The sequence below is a fragment of the Streptomyces sp. bgisy100 genome (genome assembly GCF_057709105.1).
Map to the genome: position 1 here is coordinate 1 of NZ_JBYITE010000077.1, position 21,711 is coordinate 21,711.

Sequence of the window (21,711 nt, forward strand, 5' to 3'; positions counted from 1 at the left end):
CCCGCCGCTCTGCCACCGCGCTGCACGATGTCGGCTCGATCGGCATGCGGTCCGCGGACCACCCCCTGCTCGGTGCGGGAGTCCGGCTGGCCGACACGGGCGGCTATGTGTTCACCGGCAGGCTGTCGCTCCGGACCCAGCCGTGGATCGCGGACCACGCCGTGGCCGATGCCGTACTGCTCCCCGGAACCGCGCTGCTGGAGCTGGCGGCCCACGCCGGTGACCAGGTCGGCTGCCCGCACGTGGACGAACTCACCCTGGAGACACCCCTCGTGCTGCCCCACGAAGGAGCCGTCGAGGTCCAGGTCGTGGTCGGCGGACCCGAGACGGACGGCTCTCTCCGCACCGATACGGAAGGCACCGGCACCCCCGGCACCCTCCGCACCGGCACGGACGGCACCGGCGCCGCCGAGGAATCGCGGGCGCTGTACCTCTACTCCCGGCCCGGCGATGCCCCGGCCGATCAGCCGTGGATCCGGCACGCCAGCGGCCTGCTGACCGTCGGCGGCGAGGACGAGCGGCCCGCCGCCCCCGCGGGAAACGAGGCCTGGCCGCCGGCCGGCGCGGAGACCGTCGAACTCGACGGCTGCTACGACGACCTGCGCGAGCGGGGCTACGGCTACGGCCCTGCATTCCAGGGGCTGCGACGGGCCTGGCGCCGGGGGGACGAGGTCTTCGTCGAGGTCGCGCTCCCCGACGGCGTAGGCGAGGCGGACCGGTACGGCATCCACCCCGCGCTCCTCGACGCCGCCCTGCACGCGATCGGCTTCAGCTCCGGTCTCGGCACCGGAACCGGTGAGGGCCGAGCCCGGCTGCCGTTCTCCTGGAGCGGGGTCTCCCTGTTCGCCACCGGCGCCTCGGCGTTGCGCGTCCGCCTCGCACCGGCCGGCGACGAAGGGGTCGCCCTGACGGTCTCCGACGGCAGCGGCCGTCCGGTGGCCGCCGTCGGCGCGCTGACCCTGCGTCCCGTCGCCCTGGACCGGCTCACGCCCGCACATGCCCACCAGAACGCCCTGTTCCGCGTGGACTGGACCACGCTGCGGGCTCCCGGCACGGCATCGGATCCCGCAAGCAGCGCGACCGGCACGGATCTCGCGAACCGCGCGAGCGCGCCGCCGACCTCATACACGGATCCCGCGAACCGCGGCACCGGCACGGATGCCGGGAACCCCGCCGCCGGGACGGCGTCCCGCAGCCCTGAAACCGGAACGGTCCTCGGCAGCACCGGCGCGGAAGACCCGCTGCGGGACGGCCGTTACGCCGTCGTGGGCGAGCTCGCCCCGATGGCCGCCAAGGCCCTCCCCGGCATCGCGGTCCACGACGACATCCCGTCGCTGAGCCGGGCCGTCGACGCCGGAGCGAGCCTGCCGGAAACCGTGCTGTTCTTCGCTCCGCGCCCCGAGACCGCTGCGCTTCCCGAGGGCGCCGGCGCGGGCGAGGCCGCGGCGCTTCCCGAGGGGGCCGCCGCGAGCGGCAGCGCCCTCGCCGACGCCGTCCGGCAGTCCGCGCACCGGACCCTCGGGCTGGTGCAGGCATGGCTGGCGGACGACCGGTTCGCCGCCTCCCGGCTGGTCTTCGTCACCCGTGGCGCCGTCGCCACGGAACGCGGCGAGCACCTCACCGATCCGGTCACCGCCCCCGCGTGGGGCCTGATCCGGTCGGCGCAGTCCGAACACCCCGACCGGTTCGTCCTTCTCGACCTCGACGACCACGACGGCTCGTACCGGGCGCTGCCGGCCGTCCTCGCGCTCGCCGCCGACGAGCCGCAGCTCGCCCTGCGGCAGGGCGAGCCGCGGGCTCCCCGGCTGGCCCGCGCCGCCGCGGATGCCGAAGCGCTGCTGTCGCCGCCCGCCGGCACCGCTGCCTGGCGGCTGGACATCCCGGTCAAGGGCAGCCTGGACGGCCTCGCCCTGGTCGAACACGCCGCGGCGGCCGCCCCGCTCGGGGAAGGACAGATCCGGGTCGCCGTCCGCGCCGCCGGACTCAACTTCCGGGATGTCGTCCTGGCCCTCGGCGTCGTGCCGCGCGAGGAGACCATGGGCAGCGAGGGCGCCGGTGTGGTCCTCGACGTGGGCCCCGGCGTCACCGACCTGGCCCCCGGCGACCGGGTGATGGGCCTGTTCGTCGGCGGGTTCGGACCGGTCGCGGTCACCGACCGCAAGGTCGTCGCCCGCATCCCCGACGGCTGGTCGTACGTGCAAGCGGCGTCGATTCCGGTGACCTTCCTGACCGCCTATTACGCCCTCACCGACCTCGCCGCCGTGCGACCGGGTGAGGCCGTGCTCGTCCACGCCGCCGCCGGTGGCGTCGGAACGGCGGCCGTCCAGCTCGCGCGGCACTTCGGAGCCGAGGTCTTCGGCACCGCGAGCCCCGGGAAGTGGGCCGCCCTGCGCGACCTCGGGCTCGACGACGCGCACATCGCCTCCTCCCGGGACGATGCCTTCCACCAGCGCTTCCTCGCCGCCACCGGCGGCCGGGGCATGGACATCGTCCTCGACTCCCTGTCCGGGGAGCTCGTCGACGCCTCGCTGCGCCTGCTGCCGCGCGGCGGACGGTTCCTGGAGATGGGCAAGACCGACATCCGCGACCCCCAGGAGGTCGGCGCCCGGCACGCAGGCGTCCGCTACCGGGCCTTCGACCTCGGCGAGGCCGGCCAGGACCGGATCGGGCAGATGCTCGGCGAGATCCTGGAGCTGTTCGAGCGCGGTGTGCTCCACCCGCCGCGGGTCACCGCCTGGGACGTGCGACGTGCCCCCGAGGCGTTCCGTCACCTCGGCCAGGCCCGCCACATCGGCAAGGTCGTGCTGATCATGCCGTCCGCCCCGCACCCCGAGGGAACGGTTCTCCTCACCGGCGCCACCGGCACCCTGGGCACACTCCTCGCCCGGCACCTGGTGGCCCGGCACGGCGTACGGAACCTGCTGCTGACGAGCCGGCGCGGCCCCGCGTCGCCCGGCGCCGACGCGCTGCTGGCCGAACTCACCGCGGCCGGCGCCCGGGTCCGGCTGGTCGCCTGCGACACCGCCGACCGCACGGCGCTCGCCGAGGTCCTCGCCTCCGTACCGGCCGAACACCCGCTGACCGGAGTCGTGCACGCCGCCGGCGTCCTCGACGACGGGGTCGTGGAGGCCCTGACCCCCGACCGGCTCGACACCGTCCTGCGCCCCAAGGCCGACGCCGCCGTTCACCTGCACGAGCTGACCCAGGACGCGGACCTGGCGTTCTTCGTCCTCTTCTCCTCCGCGGCATCCACCTTCGGCAGTGCAGGCCAGGGCAACTACGCCGCGGCCAACGCCTTCCTCGACGGCCTGGCGCAGCACCGGCGCGCCCGGGGACTGCCGGCCACCTCCCTCGCCTGGGGGCTGTGGGGGCAGGCCAGCGACATGACCGGCCACCTCGCCGACACCGACCTGACCCGGATCAAACGGCAGGGCGCCGCCCTCCTCACCTCCGAACAGGGCCTGGAGCTCTACGACCTGGCCACCGCAACCGACGAGCCCCTGCTGGTCCCCGTACCGCTCGACACCGGATCACTGCGCCGGGAGGACGGCGCCGTGCCCGCCCTCTTCCGGGCGGTCGCCGCCGGGCACCGGCGCCCGCGCCGCGCCGCCTCCGCTCCCGCGGCCACCGACGGAACCACCCTGGTGGAGCGGCTCTCCGCCCTCCCGGCAGCGGAACGCCACGAGGCGCTCCTCGACCTGATCCGCACCCAGGCGGGCGGGGTGCTCGGTCACTCCTCCCCGGAACTCATCGACACCGGACGGGCGTTCCGGGACCTCGGCTTCGACTCGCTCACCGCGGTGGAGTTCCGCAACCGGCTGGGCACGAGCACCGGCAGGCGCTGGCCCGTGACCCTGGTCTTCGACCACCCGACGCCCGCCGCCCTCGCCGGTCACCTGGCGGCGAAGCTGTTCCCCGAGGGCGCCACCGGGGACACCGACTCCGCGCCCGGCAGGCCGGACCGGCCCTCGGCACAGGCCCCGGACGGCACCGCCCTCCTCGAGGAACTGGACCGGCTGGAGGCCGTGTTCGCCACCGTCGAGCCCGATGACGCGACCCGCACCGGCATCGCCGAACGCCTGCGGACCCTGCTGTCGAAGCTCACGGAGAACCCCGCCCCCGCCGGCGCCACCGGCCCGGACGACGACGACCCCGGGAAGTCGGTCACCGCAGAGTCACTGTTCGCCTACATCGACCAGAAGTACGGCAAGCACTGACGGTCCCGCCCCACCGCCCCGCTCGACCACTCACACAGGTGACACATCCCATGGAAAACGAAGAGAAGCTCCTGCAGTACCTCCAGCGGGTCACGGCCGACCTCGACCAGGCGCACGCCCGCCTGCGGGAGATCGAGGACTCGGCCCAGGAGCCGATCGCCGTCGTGGGCATGGGCTGCCGCTACCCCGGCGGTGTCACCTCCCCGGACGAGCTGTGGGACCTGGTCACCTCGGACCGGGACGCGGTGTCCGCGTTCCCGGCCGGGCGCGGCTGGAACCTGGACGAGCTGTTCGACCCGGACCCCGACCGCCCGGGCACCAGCTACGTCAGCGAGGGCGGATTCCTCGACGACGCGGGCGGCTTCGACGCCGGATTCTTCGGCATCTCCCCCCGCGAAGCCCTGGCCATGGACCCGCAGCAGCGGCTCTCCCTGGAGACGGCCTGGGAGGCGCTGGAACGGGCGGGCATCGACCCGTACGCGCTGCGCGGCAGCAGGACCGGCGTCTTCGTCGGATCCAGCGGCCAGGACTACGCCAACCTCCTGCGGCAGTCCGCGGACGACGTCGAGGGCTATGTGATGACGGGCAACACGCCGAGCGTGGTGTCCGGCCGCACGTCGTACACCCTCGGCCTGGAAGGCCCCGCGGTCACCGTCGACACCGCCTGCTCGTCGTCGCTGGTCGCCCTCCACCTGGCCTGCCACGCGCTGCGCCAGGGCGAGTGCACGCTGGCCCTGGCCGGCGGCGTGTCCGTCATGGCCGTCCCCAGTCTGTTCGTCGAGTTCAGCCGCCAGCGCGGCCTCGCGGCCGACGGCCGCTGCAAGTCCTTCGCCGCGGCGGCGGACGGCACCGGCTGGGCCGAAGGCGTCGGCATGCTGGCCCTCGAACGGCTCACCGACGCCGAACGGAACGGGCACCGGGTGCTCGCGGTCGTCCGGGGCTCAGCGGTGAACCAGGACGGCGCCTCCAACGGCCTGACCGCGCCCAACGGGCCCGCGCAGCAGCGCGTCATCCGCCAGGCGCTGGCCAACGCCCGCCTCACCCCGCAGCAGGTCGACGCCGTCGAGGCGCACGGCACCGGCACCACCCTGGGCGACCCCATCGAAGCCCAGGCCCTCCTGGAGACCTACGGGCAGCAGCGGCCGGCCGGACGCCCGCTGTGGCTCGGCTCGGTGAAGTCCAACTTCGGGCACGCCCAGGCGGCCGCGGGTGTCGCGGGCGTCATCAAGATGGTCATGGCGATGCGGCACGGCGTCCTGCCCCGGACCCTGCACGTCGACGCCCCCACCCCGCACGTGGAGTGGACCGACGGCGCCGTCGAGCTGCTCACCGAGCCGGTCACCTGGCCCGAGACCGGAGAACCGCGGCGCTCCGGCGTCTCCTCCTTCGGCGTCAGCGGCACCAACGCCCACGTCATCCTCGAACAGGCCCCCCACACCGCGTCCGACGGCGCCCCGGGCACGACGCCGTCCCCCCGCTCCGGGCAGCACACCCTCCCCGGCCCGGCCGAGCACGGCGCCGCGGCGGCGGAGAGCAGCGGGACGCCCGCGGACCACGACACCCCCTCGGACCGCCCGGCCCCGCTCGTGCCCTGGACCCTGTCCGCACGCACCGAGGAAGCCCTGCGGGCCCAGGCCCGGCGCCTCGCCGACCACCTCGCCCGCACCCCGGACCTGTCCCCGGCGGCCGTCGGCCACGCCCTCGCGACCTCCCGGACCCGCTTCGGCCACCGCGCCGCGATCGTGGCCGCCGACCACGACCAGTACGCCGCCGCCCTCACCGCCCTCGCCGACGGAACCGCCGCCCCCGGAGTGATCCGCGGCACGGCCGGCACCGGAAGGCTCGCGGTGCTCTTCACCGGCCAGGGAGCCCAGCGGCTCGGCATGGGCCGCGAACTGTACGCGCGCTACCCCGTCTTCGCCGCGGCGTTCGACGCGGTCTGCGCCGAGCTGGACCGGTACGACGAACAACCGCTGCGCGAGGTGGTGTTCGGAGCGGACGCGGAGATGCTGGACCGCACCGGCTTCACCCAGCCCGCACTCTTCGCCGTCGAGGTCGCGCTGTACCGGCTGACCGAGTCCTGGGGCATCACCCCCGACTACGTCGCCGGACACTCGATCGGGGAACTGACCGCGGCCCACGTCGCGGGCGTGCTCTCCCTCGCCGACGCCGCCACCCTCGTCACCGCGCGCGCCCGTCTCATGCAGGGCCTGCCGCCCGGCGGCGCGATGGTGTCCGTCGCTGCCCCCGAGGACCGGGTACGGGCCGCCATCGACGAGCTCACCGGCGACGGAGCCACCCGGATATCGGTCGCCGCCGTCAACGGACCCGCCTCGGTCGTGGTCTCCGGCGACCGGGACCAGGTGCAGCGCGTCGCGGAGACCCTCGCCGCGACCGGCGTGAAGACGAAGCAGCTGCGCGTCAGCCACGCCTTCCACTCGCCGCACATGGACGCGATGCTCGCGGACTTCCGGCGGTTCGCCGGGATCCTCACCTACCACGCCCCGCGCATCCCGGTGATCTCGCACCTCACCGGGGACGTCGCCACCGCCGACGAACTGTGCTCCCCGGAGTACTGGGTGCGGCACGTCCGCGAAGCGGTGCGGTTCGCCGACGGCATCCAGACCCTCGACCGCCTCGGCACCACCCGGTACCTGGAACTGGGCCCCGACGGAACCCTCGCCGCCATGGCCCGCGACTGCCTCCCCGAGGACAGCCCGGCCGTGCTGGTGCCCGCCCTCCGCCGCGACCGGCCCGAGGAGCAGTCTCTTCTCGGCGCGGTCTGCAGGCTCCACGTCCACGGCGTCACGCCCGACTGGGACGCGGTCCTCCCCGGCACCGGGGCACACCCCGTCGAGCTGCCCACTTACGCCTTCCAGCACCGCCACTACTGGCCGACGCCGTCCCCCGACCGCACCGGTGATGTCGCCGCGGCCGGCCTGACCCGGGCCGAACACCCCCTCCTGGGCGCCGCCATCGGCCTGGCCGACGGTGACGGGCACCTGTTCACCGGGCGGCTCGGTCTCGACACCCACCCGTGGATCGCGGACCACACCATCGCCGGAACCGTGGTGGTCCCCGGCACAGCGATCCTGGAACTCGCCGTACGCGCCGGGGACCAGGCCGGCTGCAACCGCGTCGACGAACTGACCCTCGAAGCGCCCCTGGTGCTGCCCGCGCACGGAGCGGTGCAGCTCCAGATCTCGGTCGGCGCGCCCGACGGCACCGGGCGGCACCCGTTCCACCTCTACTCCCGGCCCGCCACGGGCGCGGCCGACCGGCCCTGGACCCGGCACGCCGCCGGAGCCCTCGGCCACCGCGCCGGCACTCCGGCGCAGGACCTCGGCACCTGGCCCCCGGCCGACGCCGTCGAAGTGGACGACATCCAGGCGGTGTACGACCGGCTCGCCGCGAGCGGCACCGCGTACGGTCCGGCCTTCCGCGGCCTGCGCGGCGTATGGCGACGTGGCGACGAGGTCTTCGCCGAGGTCGCCCTCCCGGCGGACGCCGAGGCCGACGCCGGTCACTTCGGCCTGCACCCGGCCCTCCTCGACGCGGCCCTCCACCCCGTCGGCATCGGCGGCGGACTCCTCGTCCGGGACACCGGCCGGGCCCGCATGCCCTTCGCCTGGAGCGGCGTGTCCCTGTACGCCTCCGGGGCCACCTCGCTCCGCGTCCACCTGCGGCCCGTCGGCGCCGACACCATCGCCCTCGAAGCGGCCGACGGCACCGGAACCCCCGTCGCCTCGGTCGACGCCCTGGCGCTGCGCCCGGTGCCGGCCGAGCAGCTGACGGGGGAGCCGCTCACGGCAGGCGGGCGCGGCGACTCGCTGTACCGCTTGGCATGGCCGGTATGGGACGGGACGACACCGGCGGCGAACCCGAACCCGAACCCGGGCACGGCCGCGGGCTCTTGGGCCGTGCTCGGCGAGGGCGTGGAGAGCACCGCCCTGCTGGAGGCCCTGAGGCTTCCCGCGGTGTGCCCGGATCTGGACGCACTCTGCGCGGACGGTACGGCACCGGACGTCGTGTTCTTCGCCTGCGATGGTGCCGCGTTCGGTGCAGGTGCAGGTGCAGGTGCAGGTGCAGGTGCAGGTGCGGGCACGGGACCCGGTGCGGCCACGGGAGTCGGCGCAGGAACCGCCGACTCCGCCCTCGCTGCCACCGGTGTTCGGGCTGCGACGCACCGCGTGCTGGCGCTGGTGCAGTCGTGGCTGGCGGACGAGCGGTTCGGGTCCTCCCGTCTGGTGGTGGTGACGCGGGGCGCGGTGGCGGTTGATCCGTACGAGGGTGTCGCGGATCCGGCGCATGCCGCGGTGTGGGGCCTGGTGCGGTCGGCGCAGTCGGAGCACCCGGACCGCTTGGTGCTGGCCGACCTGGATGCCCGCGCCATGACGGACGACGGTGCCAGCCTGACCGGTGTGCTGGCGTCGGTGGTGGCGTCCGGCGAGCCGCAGGTTGCCCTGCGCGCGGGTGCGGTGCATGTTCCGCGTCTGCTGCGCGCGACGGCGGTGGCGTCGGATTCCGGGCCTGCCACTGCGTGGGATGCCGCGGGAACGGTGCTGATCACCGGTGGCACGGGTGCGTTGGGTTCGCTGGTGGCCCGGCACCTGGTGGCCGAGCACGGGGTGCGCCACCTGGTGCTGACCAGCCGTCGTGGCATCGACGCGCCGGGCGCGGCGGAGCTGCGGGAGGAGCTGGCCGGTCTCGGCGCCCAGGTGACGATCGCCGCGTGTGATACGGCGGACCGCACGGCCCTGGCAGCCGTGCTGGCGGACATCCCGGCCGAGGCACCCCTCACCGGTGTCGTGCACACGGCCGGTGTTCTGGACGACGGTGTGGTGTCCGCTCTGACGCCGGAGCGCCTGGACACCGTGCTGCGGGCGAAGGCCGACGCCGCTCTGCACCTGCACGAGCTGACCCAGGACCTGGACCTGTCGGCGTTCGTGCTGTTCTCCTCGGCGGCCGGTCTGCTGGGTGCGGCCGGGCAGGGCAACTACGCCGCCGCCAACGCCTTCCTGGACGGCCTGGCCTCGTACCGGACGGCCAACGGCTTGCCGGGTCAGTCCCTCGCCTGGGGGCTGTGGGGCCGGAGCGGCGGGATGACGGGCGGGTTGTCCGAGACCGATGTGTCGCGGATGGCGCGCGCCGGGCTGCGCCCGCTGTCCGAGGCGGAGGGCCTGGCGTTGCTCGACGCGGCCCGGGCGGCCGGCCACGCCGTCCTCGCCCCCGTCCACCTGGACCCTGCGTCCTTCTCCCACGGCCCCGGACTGCCCGCCGTCCTGCGCTCCCTCGTCCGCACCCCGCCCCGCCGGGCCGCGGCACGCACGGGACCGGCTTCGCGGGGCGACAGCACCGATGCCGAGCGCTTGACGGACCGCCTCACGCGGTCCTCCGCGACGGAACGCGACCGGATCCTGCTCGACCTGGTGCGCACCCGCGCGGCGGCCGTGCTCGGACACGACGGCCCCGACGCGGTGCCCGCCGAGACCGGTTTCCTCGACGCGGGATTCGACTCGCTCACCGCCGTCGAGATGCGCAACGCCCTCCATACCGCCACCGGGCTGCGGCTCGACCCGACGCTGCTGTTCGACCACCCGACCCCGCTCGCCCTCGCGCGGCACCTCCGTGACGCACTCGTCGGCGAGGCCCCGGAGCAGCTGCGCCCGTCGCCGTCGGCGACACCTGCCACCGACGACGACCTGATCGCCATCGTCGGAATGAGCTGCCGCTACCCGGGCGGCGTCACCACGCCGGACGAGCTGTGGGAACTGCTGGCAGCGGGCGGTGACGGGGTCTCGGAGTTCCCCACCGACCGCGGCTGGCAGATCGACCGGCTCTTCGACACGGACCCGAACGCCATCGGGACCAGCTATGTGCGGGAAGGCGGCTTCCTGCACGACGCGACCGAGTTCGACGCCGGGTTCTTCGGGATTTCGCCGCGTGAGGCGCTGGCGATGGACCCGCAGCAGCGGCTGCTGCTGGAGACCTCGTGGGAGGCCTTCGAACGGGCCGGTATCGACCCGCAGTCCGTGCGCGGCAGCCGGACCGGCGTCTTCGCCGGCGTGATGTACCACGACTACGGCGCACGGCTCCACAACATCCCCGAGGGGCTCGAAGGACTGCTCGGCAACGGCAGCGCCAGCAGCGTGGTGTCGGGCCGGGTCGCCTACACGCTGGGCCTGGAGGGCCCGGCGCTCACCGTGGACACCGCGTGCTCGTCGTCGCTGGTCACCCTGCACCTCGCGGCGCAGTCGCTGCGGCAGGGGGAGTGCTCCCTGGCCCTGGCCGGTGGCGTGACGGTGATGTCGACGCCGGGTGTGTTCGTGGAGTTCAGCCGTCAGCGGGGTCTGGCGGCGGACGGCCGGTGCAAGTCCTTCGCGGATGCGGCGGACGGCACGGGCTGGGCCGAAGGAGCGGGCGTTCTGCTCCTGGAGCGGCTGTCGGACGCCCGTCGCAACGGCCATCCGGTCCTGGCAGTGGTGCGGGGTTCCGCCGTCAACCAGGACGGTGCGTCCAGCGGCCTGACGGCGCCGAACGGTCCGTCGCAGCAGCGTGTGATCCGCCAGGCGCTCGCCAACGCGCGGCTGTCCGCCGAGCAGGTGGATGCGGTGGAGGCGCACGGTACGGGGACGAAGCTGGGTGATCCGATCGAGGCGCAGGCGTTGCTGGCCACGTACGGTCAGGGGCGCGCGGCGGAGCGGCCGTTGTGGCTGGGTTCGGTGAAGTCGAACCTGGGGCACACGCAAGCGGCGGCGGGTGTTGCGGGCATCATCAAGATGGTGCAGGCCATGCGCCACGGAGTCCTGCCCCGGACGCTCCATGTCGACCAGCCGTCGTCGAAGGTCGACTGGTCGGCCGGTGCGGTGCAGTTGCTGACCCAGTCGGTGGCGTGGCCGGAGACCGGCGAGGCCCGACGGGCCGGTGTGTCCTCGTTCGGCGTGAGCGGCACGAACGCCCACGTCATCCTCGAGGCCGTTCCCGCAGCGGCCGTCCCCGGGGAAACCGTTGCCGCGGAAGCCGTCCCCGGGGAAGCAGTGCCCACGCCGGACCAACCGGAAGACCGGGAAACTACGGACCACGGCACCGACGGGGGCTCCGTCGTTCCGTTGGTGCTCTCGGCGCGGGGCGCGGAGGCTCTGGAGGCACAGGCGCGGCAGTTGACCCCGTTGCTGGGTGCTGGGTCTGCTGCTTCGCCGGTGGATGTGGGGTATTCGCTGGTGCGGGGCCGTGCGGGGCTGGAGCATCGTGCGGTGGTGTTGGGGGCCGGTCGTGAGGGGCTGGTTTCGGGTCTGTCGGTGTTGGCTGGTGGTGATGCTGGTGCCGGTGTCGTGCGCGGTGTTGTGAGCGCTGGTGCCGGTGCTGGTGTGGTGTGGGTGTTCCCGGGTCAGGGTTCGCAGTGGGCTGGGATGGCCGAGCAGCTGTGGGACTCGTCCGTTGTGTTCCGGGGGCGGTTGGAGGAGTGTGGTGCGGCGCTGGATCCGTTGACGGGTTGGTCGTTGGCGGATGTGGTGCGGGGAGTTCCTGGGTGTCCGTCGTTGGATCGGGTGGATGTGGTCCAGCCGGTGCTGTGGGCGGTGATGGTTTCCCTCGCGGCAGTGTGGCGCTCGAATGGTGTGGAGCCTGCCGCGGTGGTGGGCCATTCCCAGGGCGAGATCGCCGCCGCCTGCGTCGCTGGGGCGCTGAGCCTGGAGGACGGCGCCCGCATCGTTGCCTTGCGGAGCCGTCTGATTGCGGAGATGGCGGGGGATGGCGGGATGCTGTCCGTCGCGCTCCCGGTCGATGAAGTCACGAAGGTTCTGGCGGATTCGAATTCGGGTTCGGATTCGGGTTCGGGTTCGGCGGTTTCGGTTGCGGCGGTGAATGGTCCGGCGTCGGTGGTGCTGTCGGGCGAGCGTGAGGCCCTGTTGGCGTTGCAGGCGCGGTGGGAGGCCGAGGGCGCGCGGGCGCGGATGGTCCCGGTGGATTACGCCTCGCATTCGGTGCAGGTGGAGCAGATCGAGGACCGGCTGCGTGAGGTGCTGGCTTCCATCAGTCCGGTGTCGGGGCAGGTGCCGTTCTATTCGGCGTTGACCGGTGGTGTGGTCGACGGTGCGGAGCTGGATGGCGGGTACTGGTACCGGAATCTGCGGGAGACGGTGCGGTTCGACGAGGCCACTCGGGCTGTGCTGGATGCGGGGCATCGCACCTTCATCGAGGTCAGTGCGCATCCGGTGCTGCTGATGGGCGTGCAGGAGACCGCTGACGCAGCCGACCGCCAGGTGACGGCTGTGGGCACTCTGCGGCGGGATGAGGGCGGCCGGGAGCGGCTGCTGACCTCCCTGGCCGAGGCCTGGTGTGCGGGTGTCGACGTCGACTGGGGCGCCGTGTTCGAGGGCACCGGCGCGCGTCGGGTCGACCTGCCCACCTACCCCTTCCAACGCCGCCGCTACTGGCTCGACGCGGTTCAGGGCGCGGCTGACGTGGGTGCGGCCGGCATGGTGCCGGCCGATCACCCTCTCCTGGGCGCGGCCACCGAGCTGGCGGAGGCGGACTCGTACCTCTTCACCGGCCGGCTGTCGCTTCGCTCGCACCCGTGGCTGGCGGACCACGCGGTGTGGGGCACCGTACTGCTGCCGGGCACGGCCTTCGTCGAGTTGGCCACCCGGGCCGGGGACGAGATCGGTGGCGCCCGCATCGAGGAGCTCACCCTCGAAGCCCCGCTCACCATCCCGGAAGAGGGCTGGATCCGACTGCAACTGGTGGTCGGCGCCGCGAACGACACCGGGCGCCGCACGGTGACCGTGCACTCCTGCACCGAAGCATCGGCCGAGAGCGGTGAGGAGCAGCTGTGGACCCGGCACGCCAGCGGTGTGCTCTCCGCAGACGACCGGCCTGCCGCGTTCGACCTGAGTGCCTGGCCTCCCGCCGGCGCCGAGGAGGTGCCCGTCGAGGGTGCCTACGAGCGTTTCGCCGACGCCGGCTACGTCTACGGCGACGTCTTCCAGGGACTGGAGCGGGTCTGGCGGCGCGGTGAGGACCTCTTCGCCGAACTGGCGCTGCCCGAGGAGACGGCGGGGGAGACGGCCCGGTTCGGTCTGCACCCGGCGCTGCTGGACGCCGCTCTGCACGCCTTCGCGCTGGCACATGAAGGTGAGGCACATCTGCCGTTCGAATGGCGGGGTGTGTCGCTCCACGCCACCGGTGCGTCCTCGCTGCGGGTGCAGCTCTCACCGGGCGCTCAGGGATCGTTGTCCCTGACGGTTGCGGACGCTGCCGGCGACCCGGTGGCCTCGGTCGACGCACTCTCCTTGCGTCCGGTCTCCAACGAGCAGATCCAGGCGGCGCGGCGAGGGTCGCAGGACTCACTGTTCCGCGTCGACTGGCAGCCACTGGCCACGACCGAGGTGGATGCCTCGGCGCATCGTTGGGCGGTGATGGGCGCTGAGGACTCCGGGCCGGCCGCGGCCCTGAGGGCACACGGCCATTCGCCCCAACTGGTCGACGTCCTGGAGGGATTCGCCTCCGGCCCGGTTCCCGATGTCGTCATCGTGCCCTCCGCCGATACCTCTTCCGGTGTCGGTACGGCGTCCGACGTTCGGGCCGCGACGCATCGCGTGCTGGCTTTGGTGCAGTCGTGGTTGGCGGATGAGCGGTTCGCGTCGTCGCGTCTGGTGGTGGTGACGCGTGGCGCGGTGGCGGTTGGACCGACGGAAGGTGTTGCGGATCTCGCGCATGCCGCGGTGTGGGGTCTGGTGCGGTCGGCGCAGTCGGAGAACCCCGACCGGTTCGTACTGGTCGACCTCGACACCGACCTCGATCCCGACTCCGGGGCGGACGTGGGTGTGGCCCTGGCTGGTGTGGTGGCGTCCGGTGAGCCGCAGGCCGCGGTGCGCGCGGGCGCGGTGCGGGTCCCGAGGCTTGTGCGGGTGTCGCCTGCTGTTTCGGTCGAGGATTCCGCGGTCTGGGATGCTGCGGGTACGGTGCTGGTGACCGGTGGTACGGGTGCGCTCGGCTCGTTGGTGGCCCGTCATCTGGTGGTGGAGCACGGTATCCGGCACCTGCTGCTGACCAGTCGTCGTGGCGCGGACGCGCCGGGTGCTGCGGAGCTTCAGCAGGAGCTCACTGATCTCGGTGCGCAGGTGCGCATCGCCGCGTGCGATGCCGCGGACCGCACGGCCCTGGCCGCCCTTCTGGCGGACATCCCGGCCGAGGCGCCCCTGACCGGTGTGGTGCACACGGCCGGTGTCCTGGACGACGGTGTGGTGTCGGCTTTGACGCCGGAGCGGCTGGACACGGTCCTGCGTCCGAAGGTGGATGCGGCGCTGAACCTGCACGATCTGACGCGGGACATGGACCTGTCCGCGTTCGTGTTGTTCTCCTCGGCGGCCGGTCTGCTGGGTGCGGCCGGGCAGGGCAACTACGCCGCCGCCAACGCGCTCCTGGACGCTCTGGCACAGCATCGTCGGGCCCAGGGTCTGCCCGGTCAGTCCCTCGCCTGGGGCCTGTGGGCCCAGGACAGTGGTGTGAGCCGGAGCAGCGGCATGACCGGTCATCTCGATGAGGACGCCCTGCGGCGGCTGACGCGCATGGGGCTGGCACCGCTCTCCACCGAGCAGGGACTCGAGCTGTTCGACGGCGCCTGTGCCCTGGACGAAGCCCTCGTGGCGCCAGTCATGCTCAACACCGGCGCCTTGCGCGCCCAGCTGGGAGCGTCCGAGGCTCCCGCGCTGCTGCGTGGCCTGGTGCGGACTCCCGCCCGGCGAAAGGCGGCCCGGTCCGTCACGGAAACCAGTACATCGCTGCAGGCGCGCCTCACGGGTGTGTCCGCGGCCGAGTCGGATCGCCTCCTGCTCGATCTGGTCCGTACGCATGCGGCGGCGGTCCTGGGACACGCGTCCGCCGCGAGCATTGAACCGGTGCGAGCCTTCCGGGAGTTCGGGTTCGACTCGCTGACCGCCGTCGAACTGCGGAACCGGCTGAGCCAGGCCACCGGTCTGTCGCTCCCCGCGACTCTGGTGTTCGACCACCCGAACCCCGAGACGCTGGCCGCGTTCCTCAAGGACACCCTGCTGGAATCCGCACCCGCGGCACCGGTGGCGGCGTCGGCGCCTGTCCCGGCCACCGATGACGACCTCATCGCCATCGTCGGAATGAGCTGCCGATTCCCCGGCGGAGTCGCCTCCCCCGAGGCGCTGTGGCAGCTCGTCGCGGAGGGGAGCGATGCCGTCTCCGCGTTCCCGGCCGACCGCGGCTGGGTCCTCGACGGCCTCTACGACCCGGATCCCGAGAACCGTGGAACCTCCACCACCTTCGAAGGCGGCTTCCTCTACGACGCGGCCGAGTTCGACGCGGAGTTCTTCGGGATTTCGCCGCGTGAGGCGCTGGCGATGGACCCGCAGCAGCGGCTGCTGCTGGAGACCTCGTGGGAGGCCTTCGAACGGGCCGGTATCGATCCGCAGTCCGTGCGCGGCAGCCGGACCGGTGTCTTCGCCGGCCTGATGTACCACGACTACGGGGCACGGTTGCACAGCGTGCCGGAGGGCGTCGAAGGGTACGTCGGCAATGGCAGCGCGGGCAGCGTCGCCACCGGCCGTATCGCCTACACCCTGGGCCTGGAGGGCCCCGCGGTCACCGTCGACACCGCGTGCTCGTCGTCGCTGGTGGCCCTGCACCTGGCGGCGCAGTCGCTGCGGCAGGGCGAGTGCTCGATGGCGCTGGTGGGCGGTGCCACGGTGCTCGCCACTCCTGATGTCTTCGTGGAGTTCAGCCGTCAGCGGGGTCTGGCCGCGGACGGCCGGTGCAAGGCTTTCGCCGGTGCCGCGGACGGCACGGGCTGGGCCGAGGGTGTGGGCATGCTGCTGGTCGAGCGGCTGTCGGACGCCCGCCGCAACGGTCATCAGGTGCTGGCGGTGGTGCGCGGTTCGGCAGTGAACCAGGACGGTGCGTCGAACGGCCTGACGGCGCCCAACGGCCCGTCCCAGCAGCGCGTGATCCGCCAGGCGCTCGCCAACGCGCGGCTGTCCGCCGAGCAGGTGGACGCCGTCGAGGCCCACGGCACCGGAACGACGCTGGGCGACCCGATCGAGGCCCAGGCCCTGCTGGCCACCTACGGGCAGGAACGGCCCGTCGAACGGCCGCTGCGCCTCGGCTCGGTGAAGTCGAACCTGGGACACACCCAGGCGGCCGCGGGCGTCGCGGGCGTCATCAAGATGGTCATGGCGATGCGCCACGGCGTACTGCCGCAGACCCTGCACATCGACACACCGACCCCCCATGTGGACTGGTCGGCCGGCGCGGTGGAGCTGCTGACCCGTCCGATGGACTGGCCGGACACCGGGCAGCCGCGCCGGGCGGGCGTCTCGTCCTTCGGCGTGAGCGGCACCAACGCGCACGTCATCCTCGAAGGGGCCCCGGTCACCGACCGGCCGACGGACACCGGGCAGTCGGAGGAGGACCCGGACGCCCCGTCCGCTCAGGCCCCGTGGGTCCTGTCGGCACGCACCCCTGCTGCCCTGTCCGCCCAGGCCCGACAGCTGGCGTCGTTCCTCGCGTCACGGCCCGACTGCGACCTCGCCGCCGTCGGCCGGGCGCTCGCCACCACACGTGCCCTGTTCCGGCACCGCGCCGTCGTGCTCGCCGACGACAGGGACTCCGTCCTCGACGCACTCACCGCGACCGCCGACGGACATGACGCACCCGGCGTCGTCCGGGCCGAAGCGGACACCACCGGTGGTGCGGTGTGGGTGTTCCCGGGCCAGGGGCCGCTGCGCGCCGGCGTGGCACGGGACCTGTGGGAGTCGTCCTCCGTGTTCCGGGAGCGTCTGGCGCAGTGTGCCGCGGCGCTCGACCCGCTGACGGACTGGTCGTTGACCGATGTGGTGCGCGGTGTCGACGGCAGTCCGTCGCCGGACCGGACGGATGTGGTCCAGCCGGTGCTGTGGGCTGTGATGGTCTCCCTCTCGGAGGTGTGGCGCTCGTATGGTGTGGAGCCCGCCGCGGTGGTCGGGCACGCCCGGGGCGAGATCGCGGCAGCGTGTGTGGCGGGCGCGCTGAGCCTGGACGACGGCGCACGCGTGATCGCCCTCGGCAGCCGCCCGCGGAACGGGACGGCCGAGCGGACGGACCCGACGGCACAGACGGCCCGGAGCGAGGAAGCACCGGCCCGCGTCCGGCCGGGCACGGCACAGGTGCCGTTGTACTCGGCACTGACCGGTGGCCGGATCGACGGCGAGGAGCCGGACGGCGGCCACTGGTACCGGTGCATGCACGAGACGGCGGATTTCGCCGGTGTCACCAAGACCCTGCTGGACGCCGGCTTCGCTGCGTTCATCGAGGTCAGCACCCGTCCAGTCCTCTTGGAGGAACTGCGCCGGGCGGCCCTCGCCGAGGACCGGACGGTGACCGCCGTCGGCACGCTCGACGACGGCTCCGATGCGCCGCGGCGCATCCTCACCGCCCTGGCCGAAGCCCACGTCCACGGCATCACCGTCGACTGGCAGCCCCTGTTCGGGGGCGCGGCCGGGCGCCGGGTCGACCTGCCCACCTACCCCTTCCAGCGGGAGCGGTACTGGCTGGACGCCTCCGCTCCCGTCGGCGCCGAACCGACGGCCGGCCGCGTCGAGGACGCCGCGGAGAGCCGCTTCTGGGAGGCGGTGGAGCGGGAGGACCTGGCCGAACTCGCCGGCACCCTGGCGATCGACGACGGTGCACAGGCCACGCTCAGCCCGCTGGTGCGGGCCCTCTCGTCCTGGCGGCGCCGCCACCGGGGCCAGGCGGCCGCGGACGCCTGGCGGTACCGCGAGACATGGCAGCAGCTCGGCGACGCCCCGGCCGGTGCCCTGGCGAGCACCTGGCTGGTGGTGACCCCGCCCGGCCACCACCACGACGAGCTCGTCACCGGGGCCGTGCAGGCCCTCACCGAGCACGGTATTCGGGTGGTCCGGACCGAGCTCACCGCGGCCGACCTCGACCGGACCCGCCTCACCGGCCGCCTGGCCGGCCTGGCCGGAGCGGAGAACGGCACGGACGCGGCCGACGGTCCGTCCGCTTCCTTCCGGGGCGTACTGTCCCTGCTCGCGCTCGCCGAGGAACCGGTCGAGGAGCACCCGGCCACCCCGGTCGGCTTCGCGCTCTCCGTCACACTCGTCCAGGCCCTGGACGACGCGGGCATCCGCGCACCGCTGTGGTGCGCGACCCGTGGCGCGGCCGGGGCCGGTGCGCCGGACTCCGCCGTCCGGCCCGCCCAGGCTCTGCTCTGGGGATTCGGCCGGGTCGCCGCCCTGGAGTACCCGCAGCAGTGGGGCGGCCTCGTCGACCTGCCCGGCTCACTCGACGCCCGGGGCCGGTCCCGGCTGCGCGGCGTGCTGTCCGGCATCGGTGACGAGGACCAGCTCGCCGTCCGCCCGTCCGGGGTCCTTGCGCGGCGGCTGGAGAACGCACCGCTGGGTGCCGCCACCGCGGCACGCGCCTGGAAGCCGTCGGGCACGGTACTGATCACCGGCGGCACCGGCGCCCTGGGCGCCCACACCGCCCGCTGGCTGGCCCGCAACGGTGCGGACCACCTCCTGCTGGTCAGCCGACGCGGGCCCGGGGCACCCGGCGCGGCGGAGCTGGAAGCGGAACTCGCCGCGACCGGGGCCCGCGTCACCGTGGCCGGCTGCGATGTCACCGACCGGGACGCCCTGGAACGGCTCCTGGCGTCGGTGCCCGAGGAATTCCCGCTCACCGCGGTGATGCACACCGCCGCGGCCCTCGACGACGGCATGATCGGCACGCTCACACCCGCACAGCTCGACCGGGCCCTGGCCGCGAAGGCCCGCGCCGCCGCCCAACTGCACGAACTCACCCGGGACAAAAAGCTGTCCGCGTTCGTCCTCTTCTCCTCGGTGGCCGGCACGATCGGCGCCTCCGGGCAGGGGAACTACGCGCCGGGCAACGCCTACCTGGATGCGCTGGCCCGGCACCGCCGGGAGGCGGGCCTCCCCGCCACCTCGGTGGCCTGGGGCGCCTGGGACGGCGACGGAATGGCCGAAGGATCGTTCGGCGAGAAGCTGGACCGGCACGGACTGTCGGCCATGGACCCCGAGTCGGCCACGGCGGCGCTGCAACGCGCCCTGGACCACGACGAGACCTGCGTCATGATCGCGGACATCGCCTGGGAACGGTTCTCCGTCGCCCTGACCGCGACCCGGCCGAACCCGTTCATCGCCGGCCTCCCCGACGTCGCGCGGCTCGCCGAGGCCGGCCCCGGCACCGGTGCGGGCACCCGGGAGGAACGGCCGGAACTGGTGAGCAGGCTGGCCGCCACCCCGGCGGCCGGACGGCGCGCCCTGCTCGTGGACGCGGTCCGCACTCAGGCGGCGAACGTCCTCGGATACGCCTCGCAGGACGCCATCCGGGGCGACCGGGCGTTCCGGGAACTCGGACTCGACTCGGTCACCGCGGTCGAACTGCGCAACCGGCTCGGCGTCCTCACCGGTCTGCGCCTGCCTGCCGGGCTGGTCTTCGACTACCCGAACCCCGTGGCCGTCGCCGACTACCTGAGCCGGGAACTCGTCGTGGAGGCGGACCCGGACACCGGCGGGGAGCCGTCGTCCACCTCAGCCCTCGACGACTTCGAACGGCTCGAAGCGGTTCTTGACGGCATGGACCGGGACAGCGCCGTACGCACCAGGATCCTGATGCGTATGCAGACGCTCGTCTCGCAGTGGCGGGACGCCGGGGACACCACGCCGGGAACGGATTCCGCCGAGGACCTGAGCGCGGCGACCGACGACGAGATGTTCGACATCATCAGCAAGAAGTTCGGCATTTCCTGACAGCGGACGCACGTCGCTGATTCACATGTCGAGATCCCACGTACGGAGATTCTGATGGGGAATGAAGAAAAGCTTCGTTACTTCCTCAAGCGAGTAACGGCTGACCTGGAACAGGCGCACGAGCGTCTGCGAGTGATGGACGCGAAGGACCAGGAGCCCATTGCGATCGTCAGCATGAGCTGCCGGTTCCCGGGCGGCGTGAGCTCGCCCGAGGAGCTGTGGCAGCTGCTCGCCGCGGGCGGTGACGGGATCTCCGACTTCCCGGACAACCGCGGCTGGGATCTGGACGCCCTGTACGACCCGGACCCCGACAACCCGGGCACCAGCTATGTGCGTCGGGGCGGCTTCCTGGACGACGCGGCCGGATTCGACGCCGCGTTCTTCGGCATGTCCCCGCGCGAAGCCGTCGCGACGGATCCGCAGCAGCGACTGCTGCTGGAAGCCTCCTGGGAGGCGCTGGAGCGGGCCGGTATCGACCCCGGCACGCTGCGCGGCAGCCGGGTCGGCGTCTTCACCGGCACCAACGGCCAGGACTACGGAGCCACTCTGGAGCGCTCCTCCGAAGAGGCCGAGGGCTACCTCATGACCGGCGCGTCCGCCAGCGTCATGTCGGGCCGGGTCTCGTACACCCTGGGCCTGGAGGGCCCGGCGGTCACCGTGGACACGGCCTGCTCCTCGTCGCTCGTCGCACTGCACCTCGCGGCACAGGCGCTGCGCAAGGGCGAGTGCTCGATGGCCCTGGCCGGCGGTGTCACCGTCATGGGCACTCCCAGCATCTTCGTGGCCTTCAGCCGTCAGCGCGGCCTGGCGGCCGACGGGGCCTGCAAGTCCTTCGCGGACGGCGCGGACGGCACCGGCATGGCCGAGGGACTCGGCATCCTCGTCCTCGAACGCCTCTCCGACGCCGAGCGGAACGGACACCCGGTCCTGGCGGTGCTGCGCGGTTCCGCGGTCAACCAGGACGGCGCGTCGAACGGGCTCACCGCACCCAACGGCCCCGCCCAGCAGCGCGTCATCCAGCAGGCGTTGGCGAACGCCCGCCTGTCGCCCGAGCAGGTGGATGCGGTGGAGGCGCACGGTACGGGGACGACGCTGGGTGATCCGATCGAGGCGCAGGCGTTGCTGGCCACGTACGGCCAGGGACGCCCGGACGGCCGTCCGTTGCGTCTGGGTTCGGTGAAGTCGAATCTGGGTCACACGCAGGCGGCCGCGGGTGTGGCGGGTGTCATCAAGATGGTGCTGGCGATGCGGCACGGTGTGCTCCCGCAGACCCTCCATGTCGACCGGCCCTCGGCCCAGGTGGACTGGTCCGCAGGTGCGGTCGAACTGCTGACCGAGGCCGTCGCCTGGCCCGAGACCGGCGAACCGCGCCGGGCGGGCGTCTCGTCGTTCGGCGTGAGCGGCACGAATGCACACGTCATCCTGGAACAGGCGCCCGGGGCGCCTGAGGCACCTGAGGCACCCGGGGCGCCCGAGGCGCCGGGGTTGTCACCTGCCGGCGCTTCCTCCTCGGTGGTGCCGTGGGTGTTGTCCGCGCGGAGTGCGGAGGCGTTGCGGGCGCAGGCGGGCCGGCTGGTTGCGTTGTTGGAGCGTGAGCCGGGTCTGTCGGTTGCGGATGTGGGCTTTTCGTTGGCGACGTCGCGGGCTGCGTTGGAGCGGCGTGCGGCGGTGGTCGTGTCCGGCGGCCGTGAGGC

Annotated in this window: 3 protein-coding genes; all 3 read left to right on the plus strand. The window is 73.4% G+C overall.

The window, feature by feature from the left end:
* Positions 1–4,217: SDR family NAD(P)-dependent oxidoreductase (locus tag AC3EQ1_RS29975; protein ID WP_432097458.1), on the plus strand; the 4,217-nt coding region annotated here is incomplete at its 5' end.
* Between the two features lie 50 nt (positions 4,218–4,267).
* Entirely contained in the window at positions 4,268–20,017 is a 15,750-nt protein-coding gene (locus AC3EQ1_RS29980; RefSeq protein WP_432097459.1) for an SDR family NAD(P)-dependent oxidoreductase, read from the plus strand.
* A gap of 51 nt (positions 20,018–20,068) precedes the next feature.
* The coding region (locus AC3EQ1_RS29985) for a type I polyketide synthase (protein ID WP_488187182.1) at positions 20,069–21,711 on the plus strand (1,643 nt) is incomplete at its 3' end.